Annotated in this window: 12 protein-coding genes; 4 read left to right on the forward strand and 8 right to left on the reverse strand. The window is 64.8% G+C overall.

The window, feature by feature from the left end:
* Nucleotides 1-9 precede the first annotated feature (9 nt).
* From PSH94_RS17160 to PSH94_RS17175, 4 genes are all read right to left on the reverse strand, one after another.
* Nucleotides 10-2472 (reverse strand): EAL domain-containing protein, encoded by a 2463-nt coding sequence (locus tag PSH94_RS17160; protein WP_285427919.1) that lies wholly within the window; start codon nt 2470-2472, stop codon nt 10-12.
* Between the two features lie 72 nt (nt 2473-2544).
* The gene (locus PSH94_RS17165) at nt 2545-4362 is read right to left on the reverse strand and encodes an ABC transporter ATP-binding protein (RefSeq protein WP_253508658.1); all 1818 of its coding nucleotides are present in this window, start codon (nt 4360-4362) and stop codon (nt 2545-2547) included.
* Nucleotides 4355-4990, reverse strand: a complete 636-nt coding sequence (locus tag PSH94_RS17170) for a DsbA family protein (RefSeq protein ID WP_181075651.1) — start codon at nt 4988-4990, stop codon at nt 4355-4357. The genes PSH94_RS17165 and PSH94_RS17170 overlap by 8 nt, the downstream gene beginning before the upstream one ends.
* A gap of 3 nt (nt 4991-4993) precedes the next feature.
* The gene (locus tag PSH94_RS17175; protein ID WP_305435446.1) at nt 4994-5935 is read right to left on the reverse strand and encodes a rhodanese-related sulfurtransferase; all 942 of its coding nucleotides are present in this window, start codon (nt 5933-5935) and stop codon (nt 4994-4996) included.
* A gap of 235 nt (nt 5936-6170) precedes the next feature.
* On the opposite strand from PSH94_RS17175, the gene PSH94_RS17180 reads away from it, so the two are divergent.
* The 3 genes from PSH94_RS17180 to PSH94_RS17190 are packed head-to-tail and all read left to right on the forward strand — an operon-like array spanning nt 6171 to nt 18244.
* Entirely contained in the window at nt 6171-8909 is a 2739-nt protein-coding gene (locus PSH94_RS17180; protein ID WP_305435448.1) for a Tc toxin subunit A, read from the forward strand.
* A 27-nt stretch (nt 8910-8936) separates the two neighbouring features.
* A complete protein-coding gene (locus PSH94_RS17185; protein WP_305435450.1) occupies nt 8937-13766 on the forward strand; it encodes a neuraminidase-like domain-containing protein in 4830 nt (1609 codons plus the stop codon).
* Nucleotides 13763-18244, forward strand: a complete 4482-nt coding sequence (locus tag PSH94_RS17190) for a SpvB/TcaC N-terminal domain-containing protein (RefSeq protein WP_305435451.1) — start codon at nt 13763-13765, stop codon at nt 18242-18244. The genes PSH94_RS17185 and PSH94_RS17190 overlap by 4 nt, the downstream gene beginning before the upstream one ends.
* Before the next feature lie 14 nt (nt 18245-18258).
* Here the strand turns inward: PSH94_RS17190 and PSH94_RS17195 are convergent, their stop codons facing one another.
* The 3 genes from PSH94_RS17195 to PSH94_RS17205 form a co-directional block, all read right to left on the reverse strand.
* Nucleotides 18259-21144: an RHS repeat-associated core domain-containing protein gene (locus tag PSH94_RS17195; RefSeq protein ID WP_305435453.1), complete on the reverse strand. Its 2886-nt coding sequence runs from the start codon at nt 21142-21144 to the stop codon at nt 18259-18261.
* 117 nt (nt 21145-21261) lie between these two features.
* Nucleotides 21262-21558 (reverse strand): BolA family transcriptional regulator, encoded by a 297-nt coding sequence (locus PSH94_RS17200; RefSeq protein ID WP_034099304.1) that lies wholly within the window; start codon nt 21556-21558, stop codon nt 21262-21264.
* 6 nt (nt 21559-21564) lie between these two features.
* Entirely contained in the window at nt 21565-22083 is a 519-nt protein-coding gene (locus PSH94_RS17205; protein ID WP_181075663.1) for a DUF2059 domain-containing protein, read from the reverse strand.
* 196 nt (nt 22084-22279) lie between these two features.
* Between PSH94_RS17205 and PSH94_RS17210 the strand changes: the two genes are divergently transcribed.
* On the forward strand, nt 22280-23668 hold the full coding sequence (locus PSH94_RS17210; RefSeq protein ID WP_181075665.1) for a class II fumarate hydratase: 1389 nt from the start codon (nt 22280-22282) through the stop codon (nt 23666-23668).
* On the opposite strand, the gene PSH94_RS17215 is transcribed toward PSH94_RS17210, so the two are convergent.
* On the reverse strand, nt 23665-24621 hold the full coding sequence (locus tag PSH94_RS17215) for a DMT family transporter (RefSeq protein WP_305435456.1): 957 nt from the start codon (nt 24619-24621) through the stop codon (nt 23665-23667). The genes PSH94_RS17210 and PSH94_RS17215 overlap by 4 nt on opposite strands.
* Between the last annotated feature and the right edge of the window lie 42 nt (nt 24622-24663).

Genomic DNA, 24663 nt, shown 5'->3' on the forward strand with positions numbered 1-24663 from the left:
GCGGTTGTTTCAGCGGAATGTGCCGGGCGCCTTGAGCAACAAAGGCTGCGGCCGCTCGGGTCGACACTGCAGGCTGTCAAAGGTAAACAATTGCGGCTGTTCGATCAGGTAGCCCTGAGCGTAATCCACACCTATGTCGAGCAGTGCCTGTTCGATCTGCGGTGTTTCAACAAACTCGGCAATTGTGCGCTTACCCATGACGTGGCCGATGTGGTTGATCACTTCGACCATGGCGCGGTTAATCGGGTCGTCCAGCATATCCTTTACGAAACTTCCATCGATCTTCAGGAAGTCTACAGGTAAATGTTTCAGATACGCGAACGAGGACATTCCGGCGCAAAAATCGTCCAGCGAAAAGTGGCAACCTAACGCTTTGAGTTCATTAATAAAACGAATGGCGCTGCCCAAATTGGCGATAGCGCTGGTCTCGGTTATTTCAAAACAAATCATTTCCGGCGCAATGCGATAAGTCTCGAATTTCTCATGTAAAAATCCTAAAAAGTCATCATCTCCGATGGTGATGCCTGACAGATTAATCGCACACATGGCCATAGAACGGCCCGGACGCTCCTGCTGGCAACGGGCTATGATCTTGAACACGTTCTCGACCACCCAACGATCCAGGGATGTCATCAGGCCATAACGCTCGGCCGCCGGGATAAAACTGTCGGGCAGGATGATGCGGCCGGCTTCGTCGTGCAGGCGCAACAGGATTTCGATGTGCCCGCTGCCACCCTCGGTGGGGCCGAGGGCCGCGATTTCCTGGGCATACAGGCAGAAGCGGTTTTCTTCCAGCGCCATGTGCAGGCGCTGCACCCAGGCCATCTCGCCAAAACGCATGGACAGCTCGGAATCGTCGGGGTGATACACCTGCACGCGGTTGCGGCCCTTTTCCTTGGCCATGTAGCACGCCATGTCCGCGGCGCGCAGCGACGCTTCCAGGCTGGTCGGGGTATGGGCGATATGCACCAGGCCGATGCTCACGGTGGTCACGAACGGCCGGCCCTTCCACACAAAATGCAGGCTCTGCACGGTATGGCGCAGGCTCTCGGCGATTTTTTCCGCCGCGTGCGCCGGGCAGTTTTCCAACAAAATGCCGAACTCATCGCCGCCCAGGCGGGCCAGGGTATCGCCTTCACGCAGGTCCGACTGCAACAACGCGCAGATATGCCGCAACAGTTCATCGCCCGCCGCATGGCCACAGGTATCGTTGACCAGCTTGAACTGGTCCAGGTCCAGAAACATCAACGCGTGCCGCGCGCCTGGCTGACTGGCCGCAGGATGCAGCACCTGCTCCAGGCGGAATTCGAATTCGCGGCGGTTGGCCAGGCCGGTCAGGGCGTCGTGGGTTGCCTGCCATGACAGGTTGGCAATGTATTGACGCTCCTGGGTCATATCATGCAACACCAGCACCGCGCCGCTGACCTGGCCGCCGCTGCGGATGGGCGCGCCCACCAGGGTGACCGACACCGTGCTGCCATCCAGGCGCTGGATGGTCTTGGCATGCTCGCTGCCGCCCCTGAGCTGGCCCTTGACGATGTGCTCGATCAGGGTAAAGGCATCGGGCTGGGCATTGTCATCCAGCAGGTTGAACAGCGCCGCCAGGGGCAGGCCCTGGGCCTGGCTCGACTTCCAATGGGTGAGCGCCTCGGCCGCCGGGTTCATGTAAGTAATGGCGCCATCGACATTGGTCGTAATCACACCGTCGCCAATCGACTCCAGAGTGATCTGCGCCCGCTCCTTCTCTACCTGCAAAGCATTGGCAAAGGCATGACGCTGGGCCAGCAACTTATGGGTGCGCAACAGCGCCAGCACGATCAACCCCAGGGCGGTGGCCAGGTTGGTGATCAGTAACAGCCGCAGGATCACCCGCGAACCTTCGCCCAAGGCGTCGCTGAAGGCTTTGGCGGCCGGCGTCACACCGTCGTTGATCGCGATGATATGCGCCTTCCATTGACGCACATCGTTGGCGTTGACCCGGTCGGCACTGATCGCGGCGTGCATCTCGCGGGCCAGGTTGTCCAGCTGGACCAGGTAGCCATCGCCCACCGTCCATAGCTCGATGGCCTTTTCCAGGTAGCTGAAATGGCGAAAGTTCAGGTACAGCCAGATCAGGCTGGAGACGTCGTCCGGGTGATTGCCGCCCTTGAGGATGCCCAGGCGCGCGGCGTTCAGGTCGGGCGTGGGACGATCCAGGGCGATGCGCAGCTCGTGGCCGCCCTGGGGCACCGCAATGGCCTGCTGGTATTTGAGGTAGGTGCTTTCGTCGCGGTTATCGGCGTACAGCGTCAGATAATAGATGGCATCCTTCTGGCCTTTGGACCACAGGCTTTCGCCGCCCACATAACCGCGCACCGCCGAAAGCATGTACAGGCTGACGCAGCCCAGCAGTGCCTGGAACAGCACAACCGCGATAAAGGGCCACACAATGCCCAACAGCCGAGGCGTTCCGAGAGTCCGCTTTCGCTTCATGAAGTCCCTTGCATATGCACCACTGACTACGCACGCTAAAAACCACTTTCATGTCGCACAGCCTAAGCTGAATCAACGCACTTGTTGCAAGTGTCCATAAAGCTTGGCGTATAGGCCGCCATCGGCGATCAGCTGCTGGTGGTCGCCATCTTCGGCAATATGCCCGCCATCAAACACTAATACGCGGTCCGCCTGTTTTACCGCCGACAGACGGTGAGCGATGATCAGTGTAGTACGACCGCTGAGAAACCGCGCCAGCGCCTGGTGCAGGTTGTACTCGGTGGCGGCGTCCAGGGCCGAGGTGGCCTCATCGAGGATCACCACTTTCGGCTCGGCCAGCACCATCCGCGCAATCGCCAGGCGCTGGCGCTGGCCGCCGGAAAACCGTACACCGGAACGCCCCACCACGCTGTCCAGGCCCAGAGGCAAAGCCTTGACGGTGGCGTCCAATTGGGCGATTTCCAGCGCCTGCCAGCAGGCCTGGTCGCTGCGATCACGGCCCATGGTCAGGTTGGCGCGTACCGTGTCGTTGAACAGCGCCGGGTGCTGCAGCACCACCGCGACATGCTCGCGAATCATCTCCAGGCCAATCGCCTGCTGGGTGGCGCCACCAAAACGGATGCTGCCGGCCTGGGGCGTATAAAGCCCCAGGAGCAATTGCACCAGGGTACTTTTGCCGCCACCGCTGGCGCCGACAATCGCGACTTTCTCACCGGGAGCGATGCTCAGGTTCAACTGGTCGAGCACCAGGTCTTCGCCGTAGCCGAAATCCAGCCCGCGCACGTCGATGCCGACGGTATCGTGCCCGCTGAACGGATCTTCACCGCCGGGGTATTGCGGCTCATCGGCGCGCGCCAGCAGTTCGTTGATCCGCGTCAGCGCACCGCCCGCCGCGTAATAGGCGTATTGCAGGTTCAGCAACTGTTCCACCGGGCCGATCATGAACCACAGGTAGCTGAACACCGCGAGCATCTGGCCGATGGAAAGGTCGGAAAACAGCACGGTGAGCATCGCCGCCGCGCGGAAGATGTCGATACCGAACTGGAACAGCAGCCCGCTGGCACGGCTGGACGCGTCGGTTTTCCACTGCGAATGGATCGCGTAGTCACGCACTTCCTGGGCGCGCTGGCCGAGCCGGCCGAGGAAGAAGCCCTGGCGGTTGCCGGCGCGCACTTCCTGGATGGCGTCCAGGGTTTCGGTCAGCGCCTGGGTAAAGCGCGAGGTGCTGTCATTTTCCAGCTTCTTGAGGTGTTTGACGCGCTTGCCCAATTGCACCGTGGCGTAGATCACCAGCGGGTTGAACAACAGGATCAGCAACGCCAGTTGCCAATGCATCCACACCAGGATCGCCGAGGTGCCGAACAGCGTCAGCATCGCCACCAGAAAGCGGCTGAGGGTTTCACCGACGAATTTGTCCAGCGTATCCAGGTCGGTGACCAGGTGCGTGGTCACCGTGCCGCTGCCCAGGCTTTCGTATTCACCCAGGGAGATGCGCTTGAGCCGCTCGATCAGACGCACGCGGATGCGGTACACGATGTCCTTGGCCAACCGGGCGAACAGCCGCGCCTGCACCACGTTGAACAGCAGCGCGCCGCAGCGCAGCAACAGGGTCACCAGCAGCATCAGGCCGATATAGCCGGCGGCTTTCTGCCAACCCAGAGGCAGCGCGTGGTTCATCACCTTGAGCGCGGCGTCGCCACGGCCCAGCAGCACTTCGTCCACCAGCAACGGCAACAGCAAAGGAATGGGCACGCTGCACAGGGTCGCCAGCACGGCGACGCCATTGGCGATCCATAGGGATTTCCTGTGACGCAGGGCCAGGCGGCGAATTTCCGCCCAGGTCAGTCGATCGGTGCGCTTGCCGGGTTCTTTATCGGGTTGATCATGCACAGGCTGCTCGCTCCAGCCATCGACCCAGTAACGGCGACAACTCGGACAGCGGCTGGTAGCCATTGGTCAACAGCGCCAGCTGGCCGTCGCGCTCGGCCAGCAGCGTCGGGAACCCGGCGATGCCCAGATCCTGCACCCAGGTGAAATCGGCGGCCGTGGCGGCATGCTGCTCGGCACGGTCGAACTCGCCGGCAAACTCGATTCGCGGGATGCCGGCTTGTTCGGCCAGTTCCACCAGCACCTTGGCCAGGGTCACGTCGCGCCCCTGGACATAAAAGGCCCGCTGGATCAGCCCCAGCAATGTCCACGCGCAATCCGGCGCCAGGCTGCGGGCGGTAACGATGGCACGGCACGCAGGCTCGGTGTCATACACAAAACCGTCGGGCAACGCCCCTTCGCGCTTGAACGGCTGCCCGGTGGCCTCGGTGACCGCCTGCCAATGTTCAAGGATATAGCGCCGCGTGGTCGGCTCCAGCGCCGCACCACTGCCGGTGCGCAGGCCGCCCACCACCAGGTGCACGTCGACGCCGGCCGCCTGGGCCTGCTCTACCAGTGCCTGCGCCACCGGGGCAAAGCCCCAGCACCAGGAACACATCGGGTCCATTACATAGAGCAGGCGCGCGGACATGGCTCAGGCCTCGGAAGGGGTTTGCTTGTAGTTGTAGCCAATCGGGTGCGGCATATTGCGGGCCTTGGCCAATTCAATCTGCTTTTGCCGGTCGATGGCGCTGCGACGGGTTTTCTCCGGCAGCTTATCCCAGCAATGCGGGCAACTGATGCCGGCCACATAGTGTTCGGATGCACGGTCTTCCACGCTCACCGGTGTGCGGCAGGCATGACATTGATCGTAGTCGCCTTCGCTCAAGTCGTGGCGCACGGTCACGCGGTTGTCGAACACAAAGCAGTCGCCCTGCCATTTGGTTTCTGCCTGGGGCACCTCTTCGAGGTATTTGAGGATGCCGCCCCTGAGGTGATACACCTCATCGAAGCCTTCGCTGAGCATGAAGCTTGAAGCCTTCTCGCAGCGAATGCCGCCGGTGCAGAACATCGCGACCTTCTTATGCTTGGCCGGGTCGAAGTGGGCTTTGATGTAGTCGGGAAACTCGCGAAAGCTGGTGGTCTTCGGGTCGATCGCGCCTTCGAAGGTGCCGATGGACACTTCATAGTCGTTGCGGGTGTCGATCAACAGCACGTCCGGATCGCTGATCAACGCGTTCCAGTCCTTAGGATCGACATAGGTGCCGACCTGCTTGTTAGGGTCGACGCCTTCGACGCCCAGGGTCACGATTTCTTTCTTGAGCTTGACCTTGGTGCGGTAGAACGGCTGCTCGTCGCAGTACGACTCTTTGTGGTCGAGGTCGACCATGCGCGGGTCGGTCTTCAGCCAGGCGATCAGGCCGTCGATGCCTTCGCGACTGCCGGACACGGTGCCGTTGATGCCTTCTTCGGCGATCAGCAGGGTGCCTTTGATGCCGTTGTCGACCATTGCCTGCAGCAGGGGCTCGCGCAGGGCGACGTAATCTTCGAGGGTGACGAACTTATACAGTGCCGCCACGACAATCGGTTGAGTCATGGGTGTTTTCTCCAGGTGGCTACCCTCGTAAAGGGTGAACCGGATACATAAAAAAGCGGGCCGGGGCGCGCGGCGCGCATTCTAGCAAAACCCTGGCGACGCCGCATCGACACTCAGTCGCCGATATTTCCTCGACACCCGCGCGGCATTGGCCGACCTCGGCACCGAAACCTGCGTGATAGCGTCTGGCGTTGCCCATTGGATCCACCTGTGGGCGCACTGGAAGACCGTCTTCATGCTCACTTCAAGCAGTCCGCTACTGGCCAGACTGGTAGAACGGCCCGTCCCTCCCGGCGAGGGAAAGGTCGACTTCTGCACGGCCCTGCATCAACTCGGCATCACCAGCGTCTTTGACATTGTGCGTCTGCCCCGCGCCGACTTCATCGGCCGACTGGGCCGCTGCAACGATGACGATGGCGCCCAGGCCTACGACACCGCGCTGGCCTACGCCACTCAGCTGCAATGGCTGCACGACCTGCAGCCGGACCATTCAGTGTCAGCCCCGGCACGCGACAAACGCGCGCTGGCGTCCGGCATTACCGGCCAGCCTGAGACAGACTGGGCCAACGCCTGCGCCCCCGACGCCCTAGCCGCGCTCGACTCGCCGGTGGCCTACCTGCGCACGCTGTTTCTATTCGCCCTGCAACTTGAGAAAAACGGCACGGGCACCCAGGACAAAATCCCCCTGGGCCAGCGGCGCCCGGACCTGGAAACCCTGCTGATCGACCACGACAGCACCTTTACCGAACGGCCCTTGCTCACGTTGGTCGATGAGCTGCTGCGCCGGCAGATCACGCTTCATCATCCCGGCCAACACCTCAATCGCCTGCTCAGCACCCGGCACTATCCGCTGGCGCTGCCGTATCACCATCACCACGCCCAGGTTCGCCTGGGGCTGGCGGGCACCGGGTATAGCCTTGGCGAATTGAACTACCGGATCAGCCGGCGCCTGCCCTTCGACGCCGCCGGCATTGCAGGTTACGCCACGGTGCGCGCGCGCAACGCCGATGTGCACTGCCTGATGAACGAACTGAACCCCGGTCAACACACGCTCCTGCTGCAGCCACCGATGGGCGGCAGCACGTTGTTTGAAACCTGTTTCGGCCAGGCGCTGGACCCGGTCACCCGACAGGCAGGCCCGCCGCCGACTCTGCAGGCGCTGCTCGACGCCACCGCAATGGACACCGCCCGGCTGCAGGCGCTGCTGGCACAGGAACGCTTCGCCCCATATGCCTCGCCCTCGGCCCGGCACGGGTCGCTGCCCACTTACGGCGCGCGCTATATCAACGGTGGCGGCCAACGGCCGCTGACGTTGACGGGCAACGCCGCGCAGTTGCTCAACGCTTCAGACGAACACTTCGACCGCCTGCAGCGCATGATCCGCCTGCAACAAGGGTTCGACCTGCCGTTTGCCGAACTCGACACCTTGCTCGTCAGTGCCATGGCGTGTGAACAGCCGGCCAACACCCAACTGCGCATCCGCCACGCCACCCTGCGCGCCCTCGGGGTGTATCGCTACCTGGCGCGACGCTACACGCTGACGCCGCTGGAATTCGGTGCGTGGCTGGACCGCCTGCCGCTGCAGGCCAGCGCCCCGGCCCAGCCGTTGTTCGACCAGGTGTTCAACCGCACCACGGTGGGCGCGCACGCCCTGGCATTGGACGAGCAACCCTTCGACGCAGCCACCCGACAACAGCTGTGCGCCGCGCTGCAACTGAACGACACCCCCCAGGCGCTGCAACTGCTGATCGACGCCAGTCCGACTCCAGTGCTGCGCAACCTGGCGACCTATACCGCGCTGTACCGGCAGGCGCATATCGCGCGCACCTTCGGCCTGTCGGTGTGGCACTGCAAACAATTGGCCGACCTGCTGGGCCCCTCAACCTGGACCACCCTCACGCGCCCCACCCTGCACGTCGAAGGCCACGGCGCGGCGGATTTCCTCGATGTGCTGATGCAACTGGACTGGGCCGTCACCTGGCTCAACGACAGTCACACCAGCGTGCCCCAACTGCGCCAGCGCCTGCTGCTGGAGGCGGACACCGATAACCCGGCCCTGGCACGTTGGGTCGAGTTGCTGCAGCGCCCGCCTTACGAGCTGCCGTCCACCCGCCAACTGGCGGCGTTGTCGCTGCCGCAACCTGGCGTCGCGGACAACCTGGCCGCCATCGAATGGGCCGGGGTGCTGGCCCAGGCGCTCGGCCCGGCGCCGGACCTTTCCCAACCCTGGCAGCCGACGCTTGCGCTGGCCCACGCGATCGACGCCCTGACCCTGAGCCGCACGCCGGCCGAGGACGCCGCATTGAAACGCCAAGCCAGGGAAATCCTGGTGCCGTGGCTGCAACGTCTCGCCGACCAAAGCCTGCGCCTGTGCATTCAACGGCTGTTGGACAACCCGGTGCCAGCCCCTTATAGCCGCGAGCTGACGCTGTACTACAACCAACACCTCAACACGCTGAAACAGCCGGTTGTGCTCAAGCACCTGATCCTGCTGGCCCCGGATATCACCACGCTGCTGGCGCTGCCGGTGAACGGCGCGAGCCTGCGGCAGTGGTTGCTTAACCCGCATTGGCTGGACAGCCACCTGACGCCCTCGACGCCGCTGGAACTGAACCTGGGCACGCTCTATCTGCTGCAGCGCTTCAAAGACTGCTGCGATACCTGCGGCCTGACCCAGGAGCGCCTGCTGGCGTTCTTCCAGGCCGCCAACCACCACGACGCTCAAGCCGCCGACGAGCGGCTCAGTCACTGGCTGGGCTGGAGCGAAACGGAGCTGCGGGTGCTCACCGACACCCTGCCCGCCGGCCGCGTGACGGCCATGGACCAATTGGACTGGGTGATGCGCTGCCGACAGGCGTGCGCGGTTACCCGCCTGTCCAGCCAGACCCTGCTGGACGCGAGCGAGCTGACCAGTACCAGCGATTTCAACCAATGGAAAGCGGTGGGCGAAGCGGTTATCGCCGCGCGTCACTGACGGCCGCACCCACCCAGGACTCAAGGAATGACGATGTCAGAGACCCTCGACAGCACCCTCAACCAAGCCCACCGCGATGCCATGCTGGGCTTCTACCTGGCGCACTGCGTCAGCGCGCCATTGAAAGCCGCGCTGCGCACCCCCAACGACCTGTACGACTACTGGCTGCTGGACGTACAAGTCAGCCAGGCCGTGCCCAGCAGCCCGGTGGCCAGTGCGATAACCAGCCTGCAGCATTACATCAACCGTATCCACGGCGGCCTGGAACCCGGCTACGAAACCCAGGGCCCGTCAGCGGATGAAAGCCAGGCCTGGCACGACAGCCTGCGCACTTACCCGTTGTGGCGCGCCACCCAGCAGTTGCGCTATCAACCGCACAACTTCCTCGACCCGGCGCTGCGCGAAGACAAGAGCGCCAGCTTCGAACAACTGGAAGCCGACCTCAACCAGCACCGCCTGCAGCCGGCCACGGTGCACAACGCCGTGCAAGGCTACCTGTCGCGGTTCGAAGCCATCGCCACCCTGCACACGCTCAATGGCTACATCGACGGCGATGTGCGGCAGTTGGATACCACCACCTATTACTTCGTCGGCAAATCCGCCAGCGACAACCTTTACTACTGGCGTTCGCTCGACCTGTCCAAGCGCTCCAGCGCCCGCCCCGACACACCGGCGCCGCTGGCCTGGACTGACTGGAAGCCGATCAACCTGGCTTTTTGCGCCGACACCCCCGCCCACAGCATTCGCCCGGTGCGGTTCAACAACCGGCTGTTTATCGCGTGGGCCGAGAGCATCAAGCCGGCGCCCTACCACGCCGCGCAGGTAACGGGAAACGGCAATGGCGAGGATGACGATGAAGAGCAACAACAGCGCCAGACCGAATGGCTCAACAGCCGGTTCGTGAAGTTTCGCCTGTGCTTTTCCTATCAGAAGCTCGATGGCAGCTGGAGCGTGCCGCACACGGCATTGGAGGAGCATTGCGTCACCCGCGGCGTCAACGCGCTGACCCGCGCGCAGCTCACCGGCATCACGCAGACCATCGCGGTGGTCGACGGCCGCACGCCCCATAGCCTGTTCCTCGGCATACGCGCCAACACCCTCAACCATGGCAGCGAACAGCCGGGAGAGTTCTTCCAGGCGGTGAGTGTCGATCAAACGCTGGGAGTGAAAGTCGTGGCATCCGCCGGCAGCCCCGGACGCTACAAGATCGTGCCGGGCTCGGCCGTTGCGCTGGAGACCATTCGCCTGTTGGAAGCCTACGAGTCAACGCAGAACACGCCCTTGCAAACCGCGCTGCTTGGCGGCCCCGACGAGGACGACGTGTTTTCCAGCGTCTTGCTGACGCCCTTTGCCCATCGCTATTTCGGCCTGTTCTTCGACATCAACCACGGCAACCTGCAATTCAAAGCCAGCGTGGCGCAGGACCCCGCGCTGCCGGTGCTGGCCCTGATCCCGGACACCTCGCCGCCGGTGAAAGACTGGAATTTCGAATACCGCAGCCAGGACATCCTGACCGCCGACAGCCCCCATACGACAGTTGACCCGATCACCCACGAGCTGGTTTTCAGCTCGAAAACCGCCAGGAGTTTCCTGCAGACCTATCGCATCAACCTGACAACCCGGCACGGTGAGGCGAGTATCCATTTGGTCACCGAGTCGGCCATGCATGACGCGGCCAGGGAAGACGTCGCCTTGAGCCGTGGCTCGGCCATCGTCCTGAACAGCGGGCTCGTCTCGGAACTGGATGTCACGCACTACGCGCTGTTTTTCAAAAACCCCAAGACCGGCAAGACCTTCGCCAATGCCATCTACGACCAGGGCAGCATGCTGTTGACCCTGTCGGGCCAGGCCGACACGCTGCGCGCCGAAAAAACCGCCGACAGGAATGTCACGAGGTATTCACTGGAAGGCAAGTTCATCAACAAAAATGCCTTTCTTCACCTTTATGCCCATGCCCAGGACAACGTTCTGGCGATCCTGGATCGCTACAGCGGCTACTTATTGCCGGGGGACGACTCGTCCAGCAGGAAGCTGCATTTCGTCAATGACCTGAGGCTGGTGTACAGCAGCGCGTCCACCCCGATCCGCCTCTATCGCCACGTGATCATGCAGTCCAGGCTCAAGGACTTGCCCACGCCGCAGGCCGTCGGCAACAACACCATGCATATCCTCAACTTTATCGACACCGAACATGAAAGCCTGTCGGGCTCGGCACCGGAGTTGCCCGCCGGGCATGTCGCGACGGCACGCATAAAACTCCCTGACGGGCAACCGACCTCGGCCGTCACGTTGATCCATGGCGTCATCACCCTGGAGAGCCTGGGCAACGGCGCGCGCGTGCTGGGCTATGCGCTCAAGGCCGTCACCTGCACCCTGAGCCAGACGCAGAGTATCGACGACCCGGCCCATTCTCCGCGTGTTCAACGCGTGCACGAGGAAACCGGCGAACCCAGCGAGTTCATCGACTTTTCCGCGAGCCTCAAGCCGGCTCTGCCGTCGATCCCACTCACCAGTCGGCTGGCCAGCCGCGTATTCAGCCAGGCCGGCGCCGGTCTTGAACAACTGTCTGCAGGCAGCCTGGCACGACTTGCCGGGGCGGCGCCGCAACCGAGCGACTTCCAAGGCGCGCATGGCCACTGCGTGCGCGAACTGTTTATCTATTTGCCCTGGACCCTGGCCCAGCGTCTGCACCAGCAACAGCAATACGCCGAGGCCGAGCGCTGGCTGCATGCGCTGTTCGACCCACGCCGGCCGGACACCGGGACACTGCGCATCCTGGCGACGGCCCCCATGGAACTGAGCTACGCCTGCCAGCATCCGCAGAGTCCCCATTACCTGGCCCTCAGTTTCCCCAGCTATCTGCGCAAGGCGCTGCACTTGCTCAACGTCGACATCCTGATCAACCGTGGCGACGCGGCCTATCGCCAGTTGAGCCCCGACAGCCTGGCTGAAGCCAAGCTCTGGTATATCCAGGCGCAGAACCTGCTCGGCCCGCGCCCGACGCTGACCCGCGCCGACAGCTGGACTCCGCGCACCCTGGCTAGCCTGGCCAACACGCCGGCCACGGCGATACGCGAACGGGAGCACTCGCCCGAGCAGCACCGCACACTCTTGCGTCAGTGCGGGACGTTCGGCCAGCGCACATGGCTCACCGACAGCGCTTACCTGCTCCGGCCGCTGAACACGCAACAGGTGGCGCGCTGGGACACGTTGGACAGCCGCCTGCATGGGCTGCGTAATCACCTGGACATCACTGCAAAGCCGTTACGCCAGCCGCTGTTCGCCGCGCCGATAGCGCCCGCCGACCTGCTCGCGCGACGGGCCGAGGGTGCCGCCGTGGGCATCGAGGGGTATATGCCGATGCGCCCGGAAGTCGGGCATTACCGCTTCCAGGTGATGGCCGCGCACGCCCTGAGTGCGGTCGACAGCCTGGCGCAGTTCGGCAGCACATTGCTCACCCTGATCGAACGCAAAGAGCAGGCGCACCTGCTGGAGGTGCAGCAGCAGAATGCCTGGGAGCTGGCCCGACTGGTGGTGACCCAACAGGCCCAGGCGCTGATGATCGACGAGAAAAACACCCACGCCCTGCAACGCAGCCGCGCGGTGGTCAAGGCGCGCCTGGACTTCCTTGCCCATCGCCTCGACGAAGGCAGCAGCGCCGGTGAAACCGCCGCCGGCCGACGCTATCTTGAGAGCGCCGCGTGGGAGCGCAAAGTGGCGATTGCCGGCGTCGGCGCCGGTGCGGCCATGCTCGCGCCGAACATCTTCGGCACCTCGTTCGGCGGCATGCGCTTTGAGGGTCTGTTCCACAGCTATCAGGCCTTTGCCCAAGGCGAGGCCAACCGCGCCCGCGCCACCGCGAACGACCTGGACCGCACCGAGCAGTTCAACCGCCGTGCCGAGGACTGGGCCCACGCCGCCCAACAGGCGCGCCTGGAACTGGCGCAGATCGACGCCCTGCTGCAGGCCCAGGCCGAGCAGGAAAAAGCCACCCGCCTGCAACTGCGCAGCGCCCGCACCGCCCTGGCCCACGCGCAGTCGGCCTATCAACTGTTGAGTACGCGCGTCTCCAGGGCGCAGCTGTATCAGTGGCTGAATTCGCAATTGGCGACGTTCTATTACGCCCTGCATGACAGCGCGCACTCGTTGTGCCTGGCGGCCGAAGCCTGCTGGCAGTACGAAACCGCCGAAGACCGCCGGTTCTTTCAGGGCGACAGTTGGCGGCAGGCCTCACAAGGCCTGCTGAGCGCTGAAGCCATGAAGCTCAACCTGATCAGCATGAACGCGGCCTACCTGCAACACACGCCCCGCGAGCTGGAGATCACCAAAACCGTGTCGCTGCGCGATCGCCTGATCGCGTGCGCGGTCATCATCCCGCAGGCCGGCGCGCCTCTCAGCGGCCAGACTTGGGACGATCACAAGGCCGCGCTGATGCAGCACGGCAGCCTGTGTTTCGAGCTGCCCCAGGCTGTGTTCGACGAGGACTACCCCGGCCACGTGCTGCGTCGCATCAAGCACGTCAGCGTGTCGCTGCCCGGCACACTGGGGCCGTTCGAGGACCTCAAGGCCACGCTGACCCAGACCCGCAACGAGCTGAACGTTGCCGGCGGCGGCACGCGCACCGAATGGCGCGCGCGCCAGCAAATCGCACTGTCGCGCGGGCTGGATGACAACGGCCTGTTCACGCTCACCTTCGACAACGACCCGCGCTATCTGCCCTTCGAGTACACCGGCGCGGTGTCGTCCTGGCGCCTGGACTTTCCCCATCCGCAGCGCCAGAAAGACTTGCTGGCGTCGATCACCGACATCATCTTTCACCTGCGCTACACCGCTCGGCCGGCAGGGAGTGACGCATGAATCCGTCTACCGATCTATCGCCCCTGCCGGCGCCGCCGACCACCGCCACCGCCCCGCAAGGCGCCGCCAAAGGCTGGGCCCCGGTCGGCGCCGACGGTGCCGCATGTTTCGAGATCGCGTTACCGATCAGCGCCGGCCGTGGCTACGCACCGTCCCTGGCCCTCACCTACCGCAGCGATGCCGGCAACAGCGCGTTCGGCTTCGGCTGGACGGTTGCCGTGGCGGCCGTCACACGCTGCAGCCGTCGCGGCGTGCCGACCTACACCGAAGCGGACACGCTGCTGGGGCCGGACGCCCAGGCATGGATGCCCGAATGCACTGCCGATGGCACGCCGCTGCGCACCCAGCGCGACACCTTCAACCAGGTGCCACTGGGCACGACCTACACCGTGACCCGCCACTTCCCACGCGTGGAGAGCGACTTCTCGCGCATCGAGCATTGGTGCTCGGCCCTCGACGGCGCCGGCTTCTGGTGGGTACAGGCCAGCGACGGCAGCCAGCACCTGTACGGCAAGACCCCGATCGCGCGGATCGCCGACCCCGAGCAACCGCACCATGTCGCGCAATGGCTGCTGGAAGAAAGCCTGAATGCCCACGGCGAACATATCGGCTACCGGTACCAGGCCGAGACCGATAGCCGCACCTTCCCCCATGACAGCCGCGCCCAGCGCTACCTGCACAGCGTTTACTACGGCAACGCCACCGCCCGGGAACAAGAAGCGCCGTACCTGCTCAAGAGCGACGACTTCACCCGCCACGCCTGGCACTTTCACCTGCTGTTCGACTATGGGCAGCGCACCGACGCCTTCGATCAGCGCCCCAGCTACGCGCCGCTGCACGCGTGGACGCCGCGCGCCGATCCCTTCTCCCGTTATGCCTATGGGTTCGAACAGCGCACCTTGCGCCTGTGCCGGCAAGTCATGATGTTTCATGCCTTTCCCGACGAGCCAGGCATGGGCCCCGAACCGGTCCTGGTGCGGCGTCTGCTGCTGGAGCATCACCTCAGTCGCAACGGGGTAAACCAACTGATGGCCGTGCACGAACAGGCGGTGGATGCCCACGGCAACCTCACCTGCCTGCCGCCGCAGGAATGCCTGTATCAGGGCAGCACACTGAAACTGGACAGCGCGCGCTATCGGCCGCTTGAGGATTTCCCCGGTTTGAACGACAGTCACCGTTATCAACTGGTGGACCTCTATGGCGAAGGCGTACCGGGGATGCTGTACCGCACCGCTCACGCCTGGTATTACAGCGCGCCGCAGCGGGCCGACGACCCCGCCGATGCCGACGCCGTCACCTATGGTCCGGCCCAGGCGCTGCCCATCAACCCGGCCGGCGAGTCGACGTTCCAGGCCTTGCTGGACGTGGACGGTGACGGCTGCCCGGAGTGGGTAGTGGCACGCCCGGGCATGGCCGGTTTCTTCAGGCTCGGCCCGCACTCGGCGCGGTTTGTGCCGTTCGACGCCATCCCGGTGGAGCTGTTGCACGCCGATGCGGTATTCGCCGACCTGCTGGGCAGCGGCGTGGCCGACCTGGCCCTGGTAGGCCCGCGCAGTGTGCGGCTGTATGCCAATCGGCAAGCCAAAGGCTTCGCGGCGGGCGTCGACCTGGCGCATGCCATCGACGGTGATGACTTGCCCAGTCTGCGGCCCTGCGCCAGCGAGTGGGTGGGGTTCAGCGATGTGCTCGGCAGCGGGCAGCCGCACCTGGTGCGCATCCGCCATGACCGGATCGAGTGCTGGCCGAACCTGGGCTGCGGGCGCTTCGGCAAGGGTCGGGTACTGGCCACGTTGCCATTTCGGCACACCGCGTTCAAGGCGGCCAATGTGCTGCTCGCCGACCTGGACGGCGGCGGCGCCAATGACCTGCTGTACCTGACGCCGGACGCGGTGCGCATCTACCTCAACCAGCGCGGCAATGGCTTCGCCGCCACACCGTTGGTGCTGCCGTGGCCGGCCGGGGTACGGCACGACGACCTGTGCCAGGTCAGCCTGACGGACCTGCGTGGCCAGGGTTTCGTCAGCCTGGTAGTCAGTGTCATGCACCCGCGCCCGCGCCACTGGTGCTACGACTTTTTCGATACCCGCCCCGGCTTGCTGCGCTACACCTGCAACAACCTCGGCACCGTCTCCCGGCTCACCTACCGCAGCAGCGCTCAGGAATGGCTGGATGAAAAACATCAGCGCCAGGCTAACGGCCTGCGCGCCCGCTGCCGGCTGCCGTTCGTTATCGATGTGGTCAAACAGCAGGTGCAGCACGACGAAATCACCGGCAACACGCTGACCCAGCGCCTGAGCTATCGGCAGGCGTATTACGCGCCCGAGGAACGCGCCTTTAACGGCTTCGGCCTGGTGCTGCAACGCGACAGCGACGCTGCGCCCGGCGGCCTGCTGAGCAAACGCTGGTTTCACACCGGCCAATCACTCGACATGCCGCGCGACGATTACAGCCAGCACGACCCCCACGCCATCACGCCAGGCCCCACGCTGATCGGGCGGCACACCACGCCCGATGCGATGCAGCCCACCGATCACCACGACAGCCTGATCACCCCGCCCACCCCACAGCAACAACGCGAGGCCGCCTACGCACTTCGGGGGTTGCCGTTGCGGGTCGAAGTGTTCGCCCTCGACGCCGCCGACGGGGTGCCGTTGTCCGTGCAGCAGCACCGCTACATGGTGCGCCGGCTGGCCCCGGCGCATGGCGCACAAGCCTGGGCGCGACTGCTGCCGCTGAGGCTGGAAACCCTGGACTGTCACTACGAGCGCGTGCCCGACGACCCGGTGTGTCAACACCAGCTCAACCTGCGCTGGGATGCGTACGGCAGCCTGGTGCACAGCGTCACGTTGCATCACGCGCGGCGCAAGACCGCCACCGATGCCCCACCCGTGCAGCTCAGCGATGCTCACGCACACCAGTGGTGGCGCGAGACCCACGACGCGGCGCAACAGCACTATTACCTGAGCGAAACCCTGGCGCAGTGGATTCACCTCCCTCGGCCGGATCAATGGCGCCTGGGCCTGCCCTACCGCCAGCGCAGCAATGCCTGGACGCTGCCCAAGGGCGAATGGCCCTCGGGCCTCGCCCCCGCGACCGTCAGCTACGAAAGGTTTATCGACCGGCACAGCGGGCCGCTGGGGCCGCAGGCGCCTCGGCAATTGAGCGGCTTATCGGTGCAGCGCTACCGCGAACCCGGCGGCAAGGGCCGCACGCTGGACGCGGGCGTCGCCACCGTGCATGCCCTGAGCGATTACCTGGAAAGCGCCGAACTGGGCCCCGACGCCCTGCAGGCCTACGCGCATATTCCCACGCTGCCGGGCCAACCGGCCTGGGACCGTCAGGCGCAGTTGCAGCACCTTGGCTACCAGCCCATGGCAGTGTTTTTCTTCGCCAATGCCGCAGAGCAAAACGCACCGCCGGAACTGTGGTCGGTGCGCAGGCGGTTTGCGCGCTACCTCAATGCCAAGCGCTTTTGCCGCCTGCGCAGCTGGCGCCTGACCCAATCCTTGGGCGAAACCACGCTGGAATACGACGCGTACGGCTGCCACGTGCGCCAGGTGACCCAGGCCGACAGCTGCGTGACCCGCGCCACTTACGACTATCGGCTGTTGCAGCCGCTCACGTGGGTGGACCCCAACGGCACAGTGCAGGAAGTGCGCTACGACGGGTTCGGACGGGTCCTGGCCAGCAGTGTCTACGGCCACGAATCCGGCACGGCCACGGGTTTCGCCCCCTTGTCGTCCGCCGAAGCCGCGCAGCCAGCGCCCATCGCGCAGGTGATCGAAGCGCCCGAGGCCGCGCTGGGTAACGCCGCCAGCGCCTGGGTGTACGCGCCTTTCAGTTGGATGGGCACCCTTGCCGAGGCCGACCTGCGACCGGAATGGGTGAGCCAGCACTACCTGTTGCCCGGCGGACAGATCCGCGCAACCGCGCGGCTGCGCCTGCAAAAAAGCCTGTCGACCGCCAGCCAGGATCAACAACTATTGAGCCGGCTGATCAGCCAGGCGCATCGCGAACCGGTGCACTGCCTGACGCTGCAGGCCGATCGTTACCCCGACGATCCGGCCAGGCAGGTTCGCCTGCTGCTCAGTCACTGGGACGGCTTTGGACGCGCACTGCAGAGCAAGCACAAAACCGAACCGGGTCCGGCCTATGCCGTGGCGGTCGACGGCACGCTGATCCTGCACAACCAGCGCATCCGGGAGGTCGACGCCAACCCGCGCTGGCGCGTCAGCGAGCGGGTGGAGTACAACCTGCGGGGCCAGCCGATGCGCGTCTACCGGCCCTATTTCGCCGACCGGCACGGCTACATCAATGACGCGTCGCTGCGCACCGGGGGGCTGTGCGACCAGCACACCTACGACGCGGCCGGCCGCGTGGTGCAGACCCTCAACGCCGACGGCACGCTCAAGCGCACCACCTATTGGGCCTGGTACACCGTCAGCGAAGATGAAAACGACACCGCCGCCGACGGTTGACCCGCCCCCAGGGCTCAGCGCCGATGGGGCTGGCGCACGCCTTCGACGCGGTACCGGCTGCCGCCCAGGTGGCTGACCATCAGGCGGTAAGCGCCGCGCCCCCGTGCGGCGGCATAGCCGTGCAGGTCGGCGGACCACAGGCGATCCTGGTGCTGGTGCCAATGGACCGCACCAAAGCGCCGCTCGCGCAAGTGGCTGAGCGTGAGGGCGATGCTGCGACCGGCGCGGCTGACGGGGTCGACATCGGCGACGGCGCCGCTGTCGATCTGCATCATCGGCAGACCGGCGCTGCTGGCCGTCGACGCCACGCCGGGCAACGTCGCGCCCGGCTTGCGCATCCGGCGCCCGGCACCGCTCGCCTGGATCGTCGGGCCGACCTCGAAGGCACTGGCAGCGCCTGATTTACCGCCGGCGGCCAACGCCTCCCTGACCGGCCCGCGCAGCACAATGGCGCTGTAGCCCATACGCTTGAGCTCCGGGACGGGGTTGCGACTTTCCTTCAGAGCCCTGTCGGCTTGCGCGCTTTCTTCCACCGGCCCCACATAGCCATAGATGCGTTCTTCACGGGCTGACAGGTAGATCGAAACACCCTCTTCAGCGTGCCGACGCTCATAGGCGAAGTTGACCAACCGCGCCGTTTCTTCGTGACTCAAACTGGCCTGTTGCGCCAGTGTGAGCGCCATTTCCGCGACCGACTGGGCAAACAGCGCCTCCTGCGCCTGCGTGTTCTGGTCCTGCGGTTGCAGTTGCCGGTAACCAGCGTAACGGCTGGTGCCAAACAGCACACCGCCCACCAGCCCACCCACGGCGGCACCGGTGGCGGCATTGCCCAGCAACGCGCCGACGCCCAGGCCCACAAAAATAAATGCTGCGAGGAGGATAAGCCCGCCGAGGATGCGCGTGCTCTCGGCGCTGGCCGGCTGCAGGCCCATGAAATCAACCAAAGTCACCGGGTTGTTGGCGGCCATCCGGTAGGGGTTCGATCCGCCCTGCTCGGCGATCGAATCGGGGTTGATCCAGCGCTGCAACCACGGTGCGTAATAGCGAAAACCGTAGTAGTACAGGCCGCTGGCATCGCGCTCCTTTCCGCAATAGCGGCGGCTCCTGTCGCGCACGTCGACGGCACTGTGCGACGCCCACCAGGCGGTGCCGCCGTAGGGAAAGTAGCTCTCCTGGCTGAGCACTTGTGCCTGCTCATCCAGCTCGAGGCTGTGACTGGACTGATGGTCGGCCAGGCAAAAACGCAGCGCCTCATGACGGTCGCCCGGCTCGCGCCCGTGTTCCCATTGCAGAACCTCGACCGTGCACAGCGCCAGCTCAAGGCGCACCACATTCAGATGGCGCTGCGCGCTCTGGCGGATCTCCAGTCCCGGCAGGTAATACACCCGCGTCGTGCGGCGCTGCCCGCCGACCTGCTGTCGACTGAGCTTGAGCGCGCGCTGGCCGTCACTGGCGTAAACGTAGACTTCGTCGTCGGCCGGCCCATCCTCGCGCGCTACCTGCGTGACCCCGGCCAACTGATTGCGCACATTCCACTGCATCGCCTGCCCCTGGGCCAGTTCCTGCTGGTTGCCGTTGGCATCGAATCCCTGTGTGGGCCTGTCGCCAGCCACGGCGCGATTGCTGTCGGCCGCCACCTGCAACGTGCGGGTATAGCCGACACCGCTCGATGGCGTATGCCGCAACCGCGTCAGGTTGCCGCCTTCATCGTAGGCGTACTGTTGGGTGTAAGTGCGCCACAAGCCGTCGTCGGTAGCACCGAATGTCAGGCGCGGCGGCAAGCGCGGGCCGACACTGGCCGCCGCGCTTTCGCGGCCCGTGGCTTGGGTGAGCTGGTACAACGAGTCGTAGGTATAGCGGCTCACCGCGTCGACTTGAGTGTTGTGCCGCCATTGCGTCGGTTGCGCCTGATCACGCAGGCCCAGCACATTGCCCACCGGGTCGTAGACGTAGTGCAGGTCCTGCAAGGCCGTCCGCCGCGCCGCCGTGCGATACGCCGTCAGCCGCTGCAGGCGACCATTCTCGGCGCGGTAGTGCGCTTCGCGCTGAACGCCGTTGCCCAGCAGCGCCGATTGCACCTGGCCGGCGGCGTTGTAGACATGGCGTTGCAGCAGCGCTTTTTGCGCGCCGCCCTTGAAGCTGAGGCTGCTGGTTTGCAGCAGACCATCGACCCCATACAGAAATTGCCGACCGTTGCCCTTGGCGTCGATCTGTTCCAGGGTGGCGCCCAGTGCGTCGAATCGCCAGCGCGTGGTGTAGGCCTCGGGTTGTAGCTGCGCGTCCTGCTCGGTGACAGCCTGGGGCCAGTCGACCTCAAGGGCGCCCGCGTGAAAGCGCCGAGTCTGACTCAGCACTTGTCCGTCGATGCCATAGGCGTCATACAGCTGGGTGCCGGCCGGATCGGCATGCCGCACCAGGCGACCGCTGCGGTTGAGCGCCTGGTGGTCGAGCGTCGGCGCCGCGTAGACCAACCGCTCGACGCAACGCGGCTGCGCCTGCGAGGCGGCCTGCTCGTAGACCGCCACCGGGCGCTGCAGCGTGTCGTATTCATGCCGCTGATGGGCACCGCGCCCATCCCAGGCCTGCACCAGCTGCCCGCCAGGCGCGGACAGCAGCAGGCGCAGGCCGGCGTCGACGTCCTGTCGGCGCACCACCGTGCCGGACAGACTGTAGACAAACTGCTGATTGGGCACGGTGCGTGGTTCGCGCTGGCGCAAGGCATGCAGGCGCGGGTCCCACTGTTCCAGCACCAGACCGCTGGCGCTGTGGACGCGACGACTCACTCGCGGCGCAGGGGCCGCCTGGGCCGTGGCACGGTGATAGGCAATGGTGCGGACCGTCAGACCACGCGAGTCGAACGCCGTCAGCGAGGGGGTGTTGCGATGCAGTGAAGCAGACATGGACTCATGACCCCAATGACACAATGGTCACCTGAGCCTAGGGAGCCTGTACGGGGAATGGCGGTAGCCGCGTATGCGGGCTCCAGCCGGTGAGTACCGGTTGAAGCCCGCCACTTTTTACGCGTGCCCGCCGGCGCAGGTCGGCGAGGCCGGCGCTGCGTCGATGGTCGCCCATTCTTCGGGCGTGTAGGTGTGCAGCGCCAGCGCATGAAATTCGCTCATCAGGTCACCCAGGGTGGCGTAGACCTTCTGGTGGCGCTTGACGCGGTTAAGCCCTGCGAACTGCTGGCTGACCAGCACGGCCTTGAAGTGGGTCTGCAACCCACGGCTGTGCATATGGCTTTCGTCCAGCACGCTCAAGTGGTCCGGGGCCAGGGCGGCGAGCGCCGTTTCGATACGCTGTTGCATGGTCATTGCTGCTTACTTCTTCTTGGCCGGAGCGGGGGCTTTTGGCGCCAGCTCGTTGGTCATGTCTTCCAGCAGCTTGTTGACCACCGGTACGGCGCTTTCCAGCTTGGCCTGGGTCATCTGGGCCGATTGCTGGGTCAGCTGGGGCATTTTTTCCAGGACTTTCTTGCCCAGGGGCGACTGGTAGAACGCGACCAGGTCCTTGAGCTCGGACTCGCTGAAGTTGGTGGTGTAGAGCTTGACCATGTCCGGCTTCAGCTTCGGCCAGCCGATAGCCTGGTCCAGGGCGGCGTTGGCCTTGGCCTGGTAGCTGTCGAGCACCGATTGCTTGGCGGCGGGTGCCTTGGTCTGTTCGAAACGCTGGGCGAACATTTGCTGCACTTGCATGTACACCGGGGTACCCAGCTTGTCAGCATGGGCCAGGGTCAGGAACGCTTCGGCACTGGCGTTGTGGCTGGCGGTATCGGCAAAAACCTGGCCGCTGGCGCAAACCAGAGCAACCGCGGTACAGATGGCACGAAGACGAGTCATCGAGTTTCCTTTCTAGCTGGCGAGGTAAAACCCCAAGGGCGACCATTCTGCGCCTAAAAAACCTCGCGGCTCAACCCCACCCCCTTGCGAGGCCTGGTTTTACGGGGCGCGGTCGCACAAATGCAAGTTTGTGGAACCCATCGCGGCGGCCAGGGCCTAAACTGACCGATCACGACTGGATTAAGGAGGATGCACGATGAGCCGTATCGAAACCGACAGCCTGGGCGACGTCGAGGTGCCGGAGGACGCGTATTGGGGCGCGCAGACCCAACGCTCGCTGGTCAATTTCGCGATTGGCGAGCAACGCATGCCCCTGGCGGTCCTGCATGCGCTGGCCCTGATCAAGAAAGCCGCAGCGAGGGTCAACGACCGTAACGGCGACCTGCCCGCCGACGTCGCCCGCCTGATCGAACAGGCCGCCGACGAAGTACTCGCCGGCCAGCACGACGATCAGTTCCCCCTGGTGGTCTGGCAGACCGGCAGCGGCACCCAGAGCAACATGAACGCCAACGAAGTGATCGCCGGGCGCGCCAACGAGCTGTCGGGCAAGACCCGCGGCGGCAAGAGCCCCGTGCACCCCAACGACCACGTAAACCGCTCGCAGAGCTCCAACGACTGTTTCCCCACGGCCATGAGCATCGCGGCCGTGCAGGCGGTGCATCAACGTCTGTTACCGGCGATCGCCACGCTGTCCGGCGGTTTGGCGGAACTGGCAGCACGGCACATGAAGCTGGTGAAAACCGGTCGCACCCATATGATGGACGCCACGCCAATCACCTTCGGCCAGGAACTCTCGGCCTTCATCGCCCAGCTCGACTACGCCGAACGCGCCATTCGCAGCGCCCTGCCCGCCGTGTGCGAGCTGGCCCAGGGCGGTACGGCGGTGGGCACCGGGCTCAATTCGCCTCAGGGTTTCGGCGAGGCGATTGCGTCCGAACTGGCCGCACTGTCGGGCCTGCCCTTCGTGACCGCGCCGAATAAATTCGCCGCGCTGTCCGGCCATGAGCCGTTGGTGACGCTGCACGGCGCGCTGAAGACCCTGGCGGTGGCGCTGATGAAAATCGCCAACGACCTGCGCCTGCTGGGTTCTGGCCCACGCGCCGGGCTGGCCGAGGTGAAACTGCCGGCCAACGAACCGGGCAGCTCGATCATGCCGGGCAAGGTCAACCCCACCCAGTGCGAAGCGCTGTCGATGCTGGCCTGCCAGGTGCTGGGCAACGACGTGACCATCGGCCTGGCCGCCAGCCAAGGGCATTTGCAGTTGAACGTGTACAAGCCGGTGATCATCCACAACCTGCTGGAGTCGATCCGCCTGCTCGCCGATGGCTGCAACAACTTCCAGGAACACTGCATCGCCGGGCTGGAACCGGATGCCGGGCAAATGGCCGAGCACCTGGAGCGCGGCCTGATGCTGGTGACCGCGCTCAACCCGCATATCGGCTATGACAAGTCGGCGCAGATCGCCAAGAAGGCCTATGCCGAAGGCGTGACGCTAAGGCAAGCGGCGCTGGACCTGGGCTACCTCACCGACGCCGAGTTCGATCAGTGGGTGCGGCCGGAGAACATGCTGGAGGCGGGGCATTAAGACGTCATGCGCAGTCGCCGGGCCTTGAGCCCGGCGAACAATGACGGCGCCAGGGCGACCGCCGCCGAGCCCAGCACCACCACCACCGCGCCGAAATAGCCGAGCGCGTTGATCTCTTCGGCCTGCACATAATCGGGCCACAGCCACGCCGCCAGCGCCACGGCAACAAACGTCACCAACGGCGTGAGCGCCAAAGTCGCGCTGACCCGCGAGGCTTCCCAATGGGCCAGCGCTTCGGCGAACGCGCCATACGCCACCAGGGTATTCATGCAGCAGGCCAGCAGCAGCCAGCCCTGCAGCGTACTCAGTTGCAGGGCCTCCAACGGATGCGCCCAGGGCGTCAGCAGCGCGGCGCAGCAGAGATAAATCACCATCATCACCTGCAACGAATTCCACACCGTGAGCAATTGCTTCTGGCCCAGGGCGTAGAACACCCAGATAGAGGTGGCGAGCAGTACCGTGAGTACACCGGCGGTGTAGGCGCCGAGGGAGGTCAGCAGATCCGTCAAACGCTGGTTGAAGAACAGCCCGAACCCGACGATCAGCACCACCAGCCCTATCACCTGGCCCAGGCTGAAGCGCTCCTTGAACACGAACACGCTGGCGATCATCAGAAAGATCGGGCCCATCTGCACCACCAGTTGCGCAGTGCCGGGGCTGAGCAACTTGAGGCCCACCAGGTACAACACGTAGTTGCCCACCAGCCCGCACACCGCCATGGCCACCAGCCAACCGCCCTTGGGACCCAGCACCTTGCGGCTGGGCAGGCGCCGGGTAGCGGCCAGGTAAACGAACAGGCAACCGCCGGCCACCGTCAGGCGAAACCAGGTGACAGTGATCGGGTCCATCACCTGCAGCACTTGCTTGAGTTTGATCGGCAGAATGCCCCACAGCAGCGCAGTCAGCAGGGTCAGGAAGAAACCGTAGACCCAGCGGCCGGAAGAGATATGCATGAGTGCCCCAAAAAAGACCAGAGGTGGAGGAGCGGCCATTCT

Origin of the sequence: Pseudomonas sp. FP2254 (assembly GCF_030687695.1) — a bacterium.
Lineage (GTDB): Bacteria > Pseudomonadota > Gammaproteobacteria > Pseudomonadales > Pseudomonadaceae > Aquipseudomonas > Aquipseudomonas quebecensis.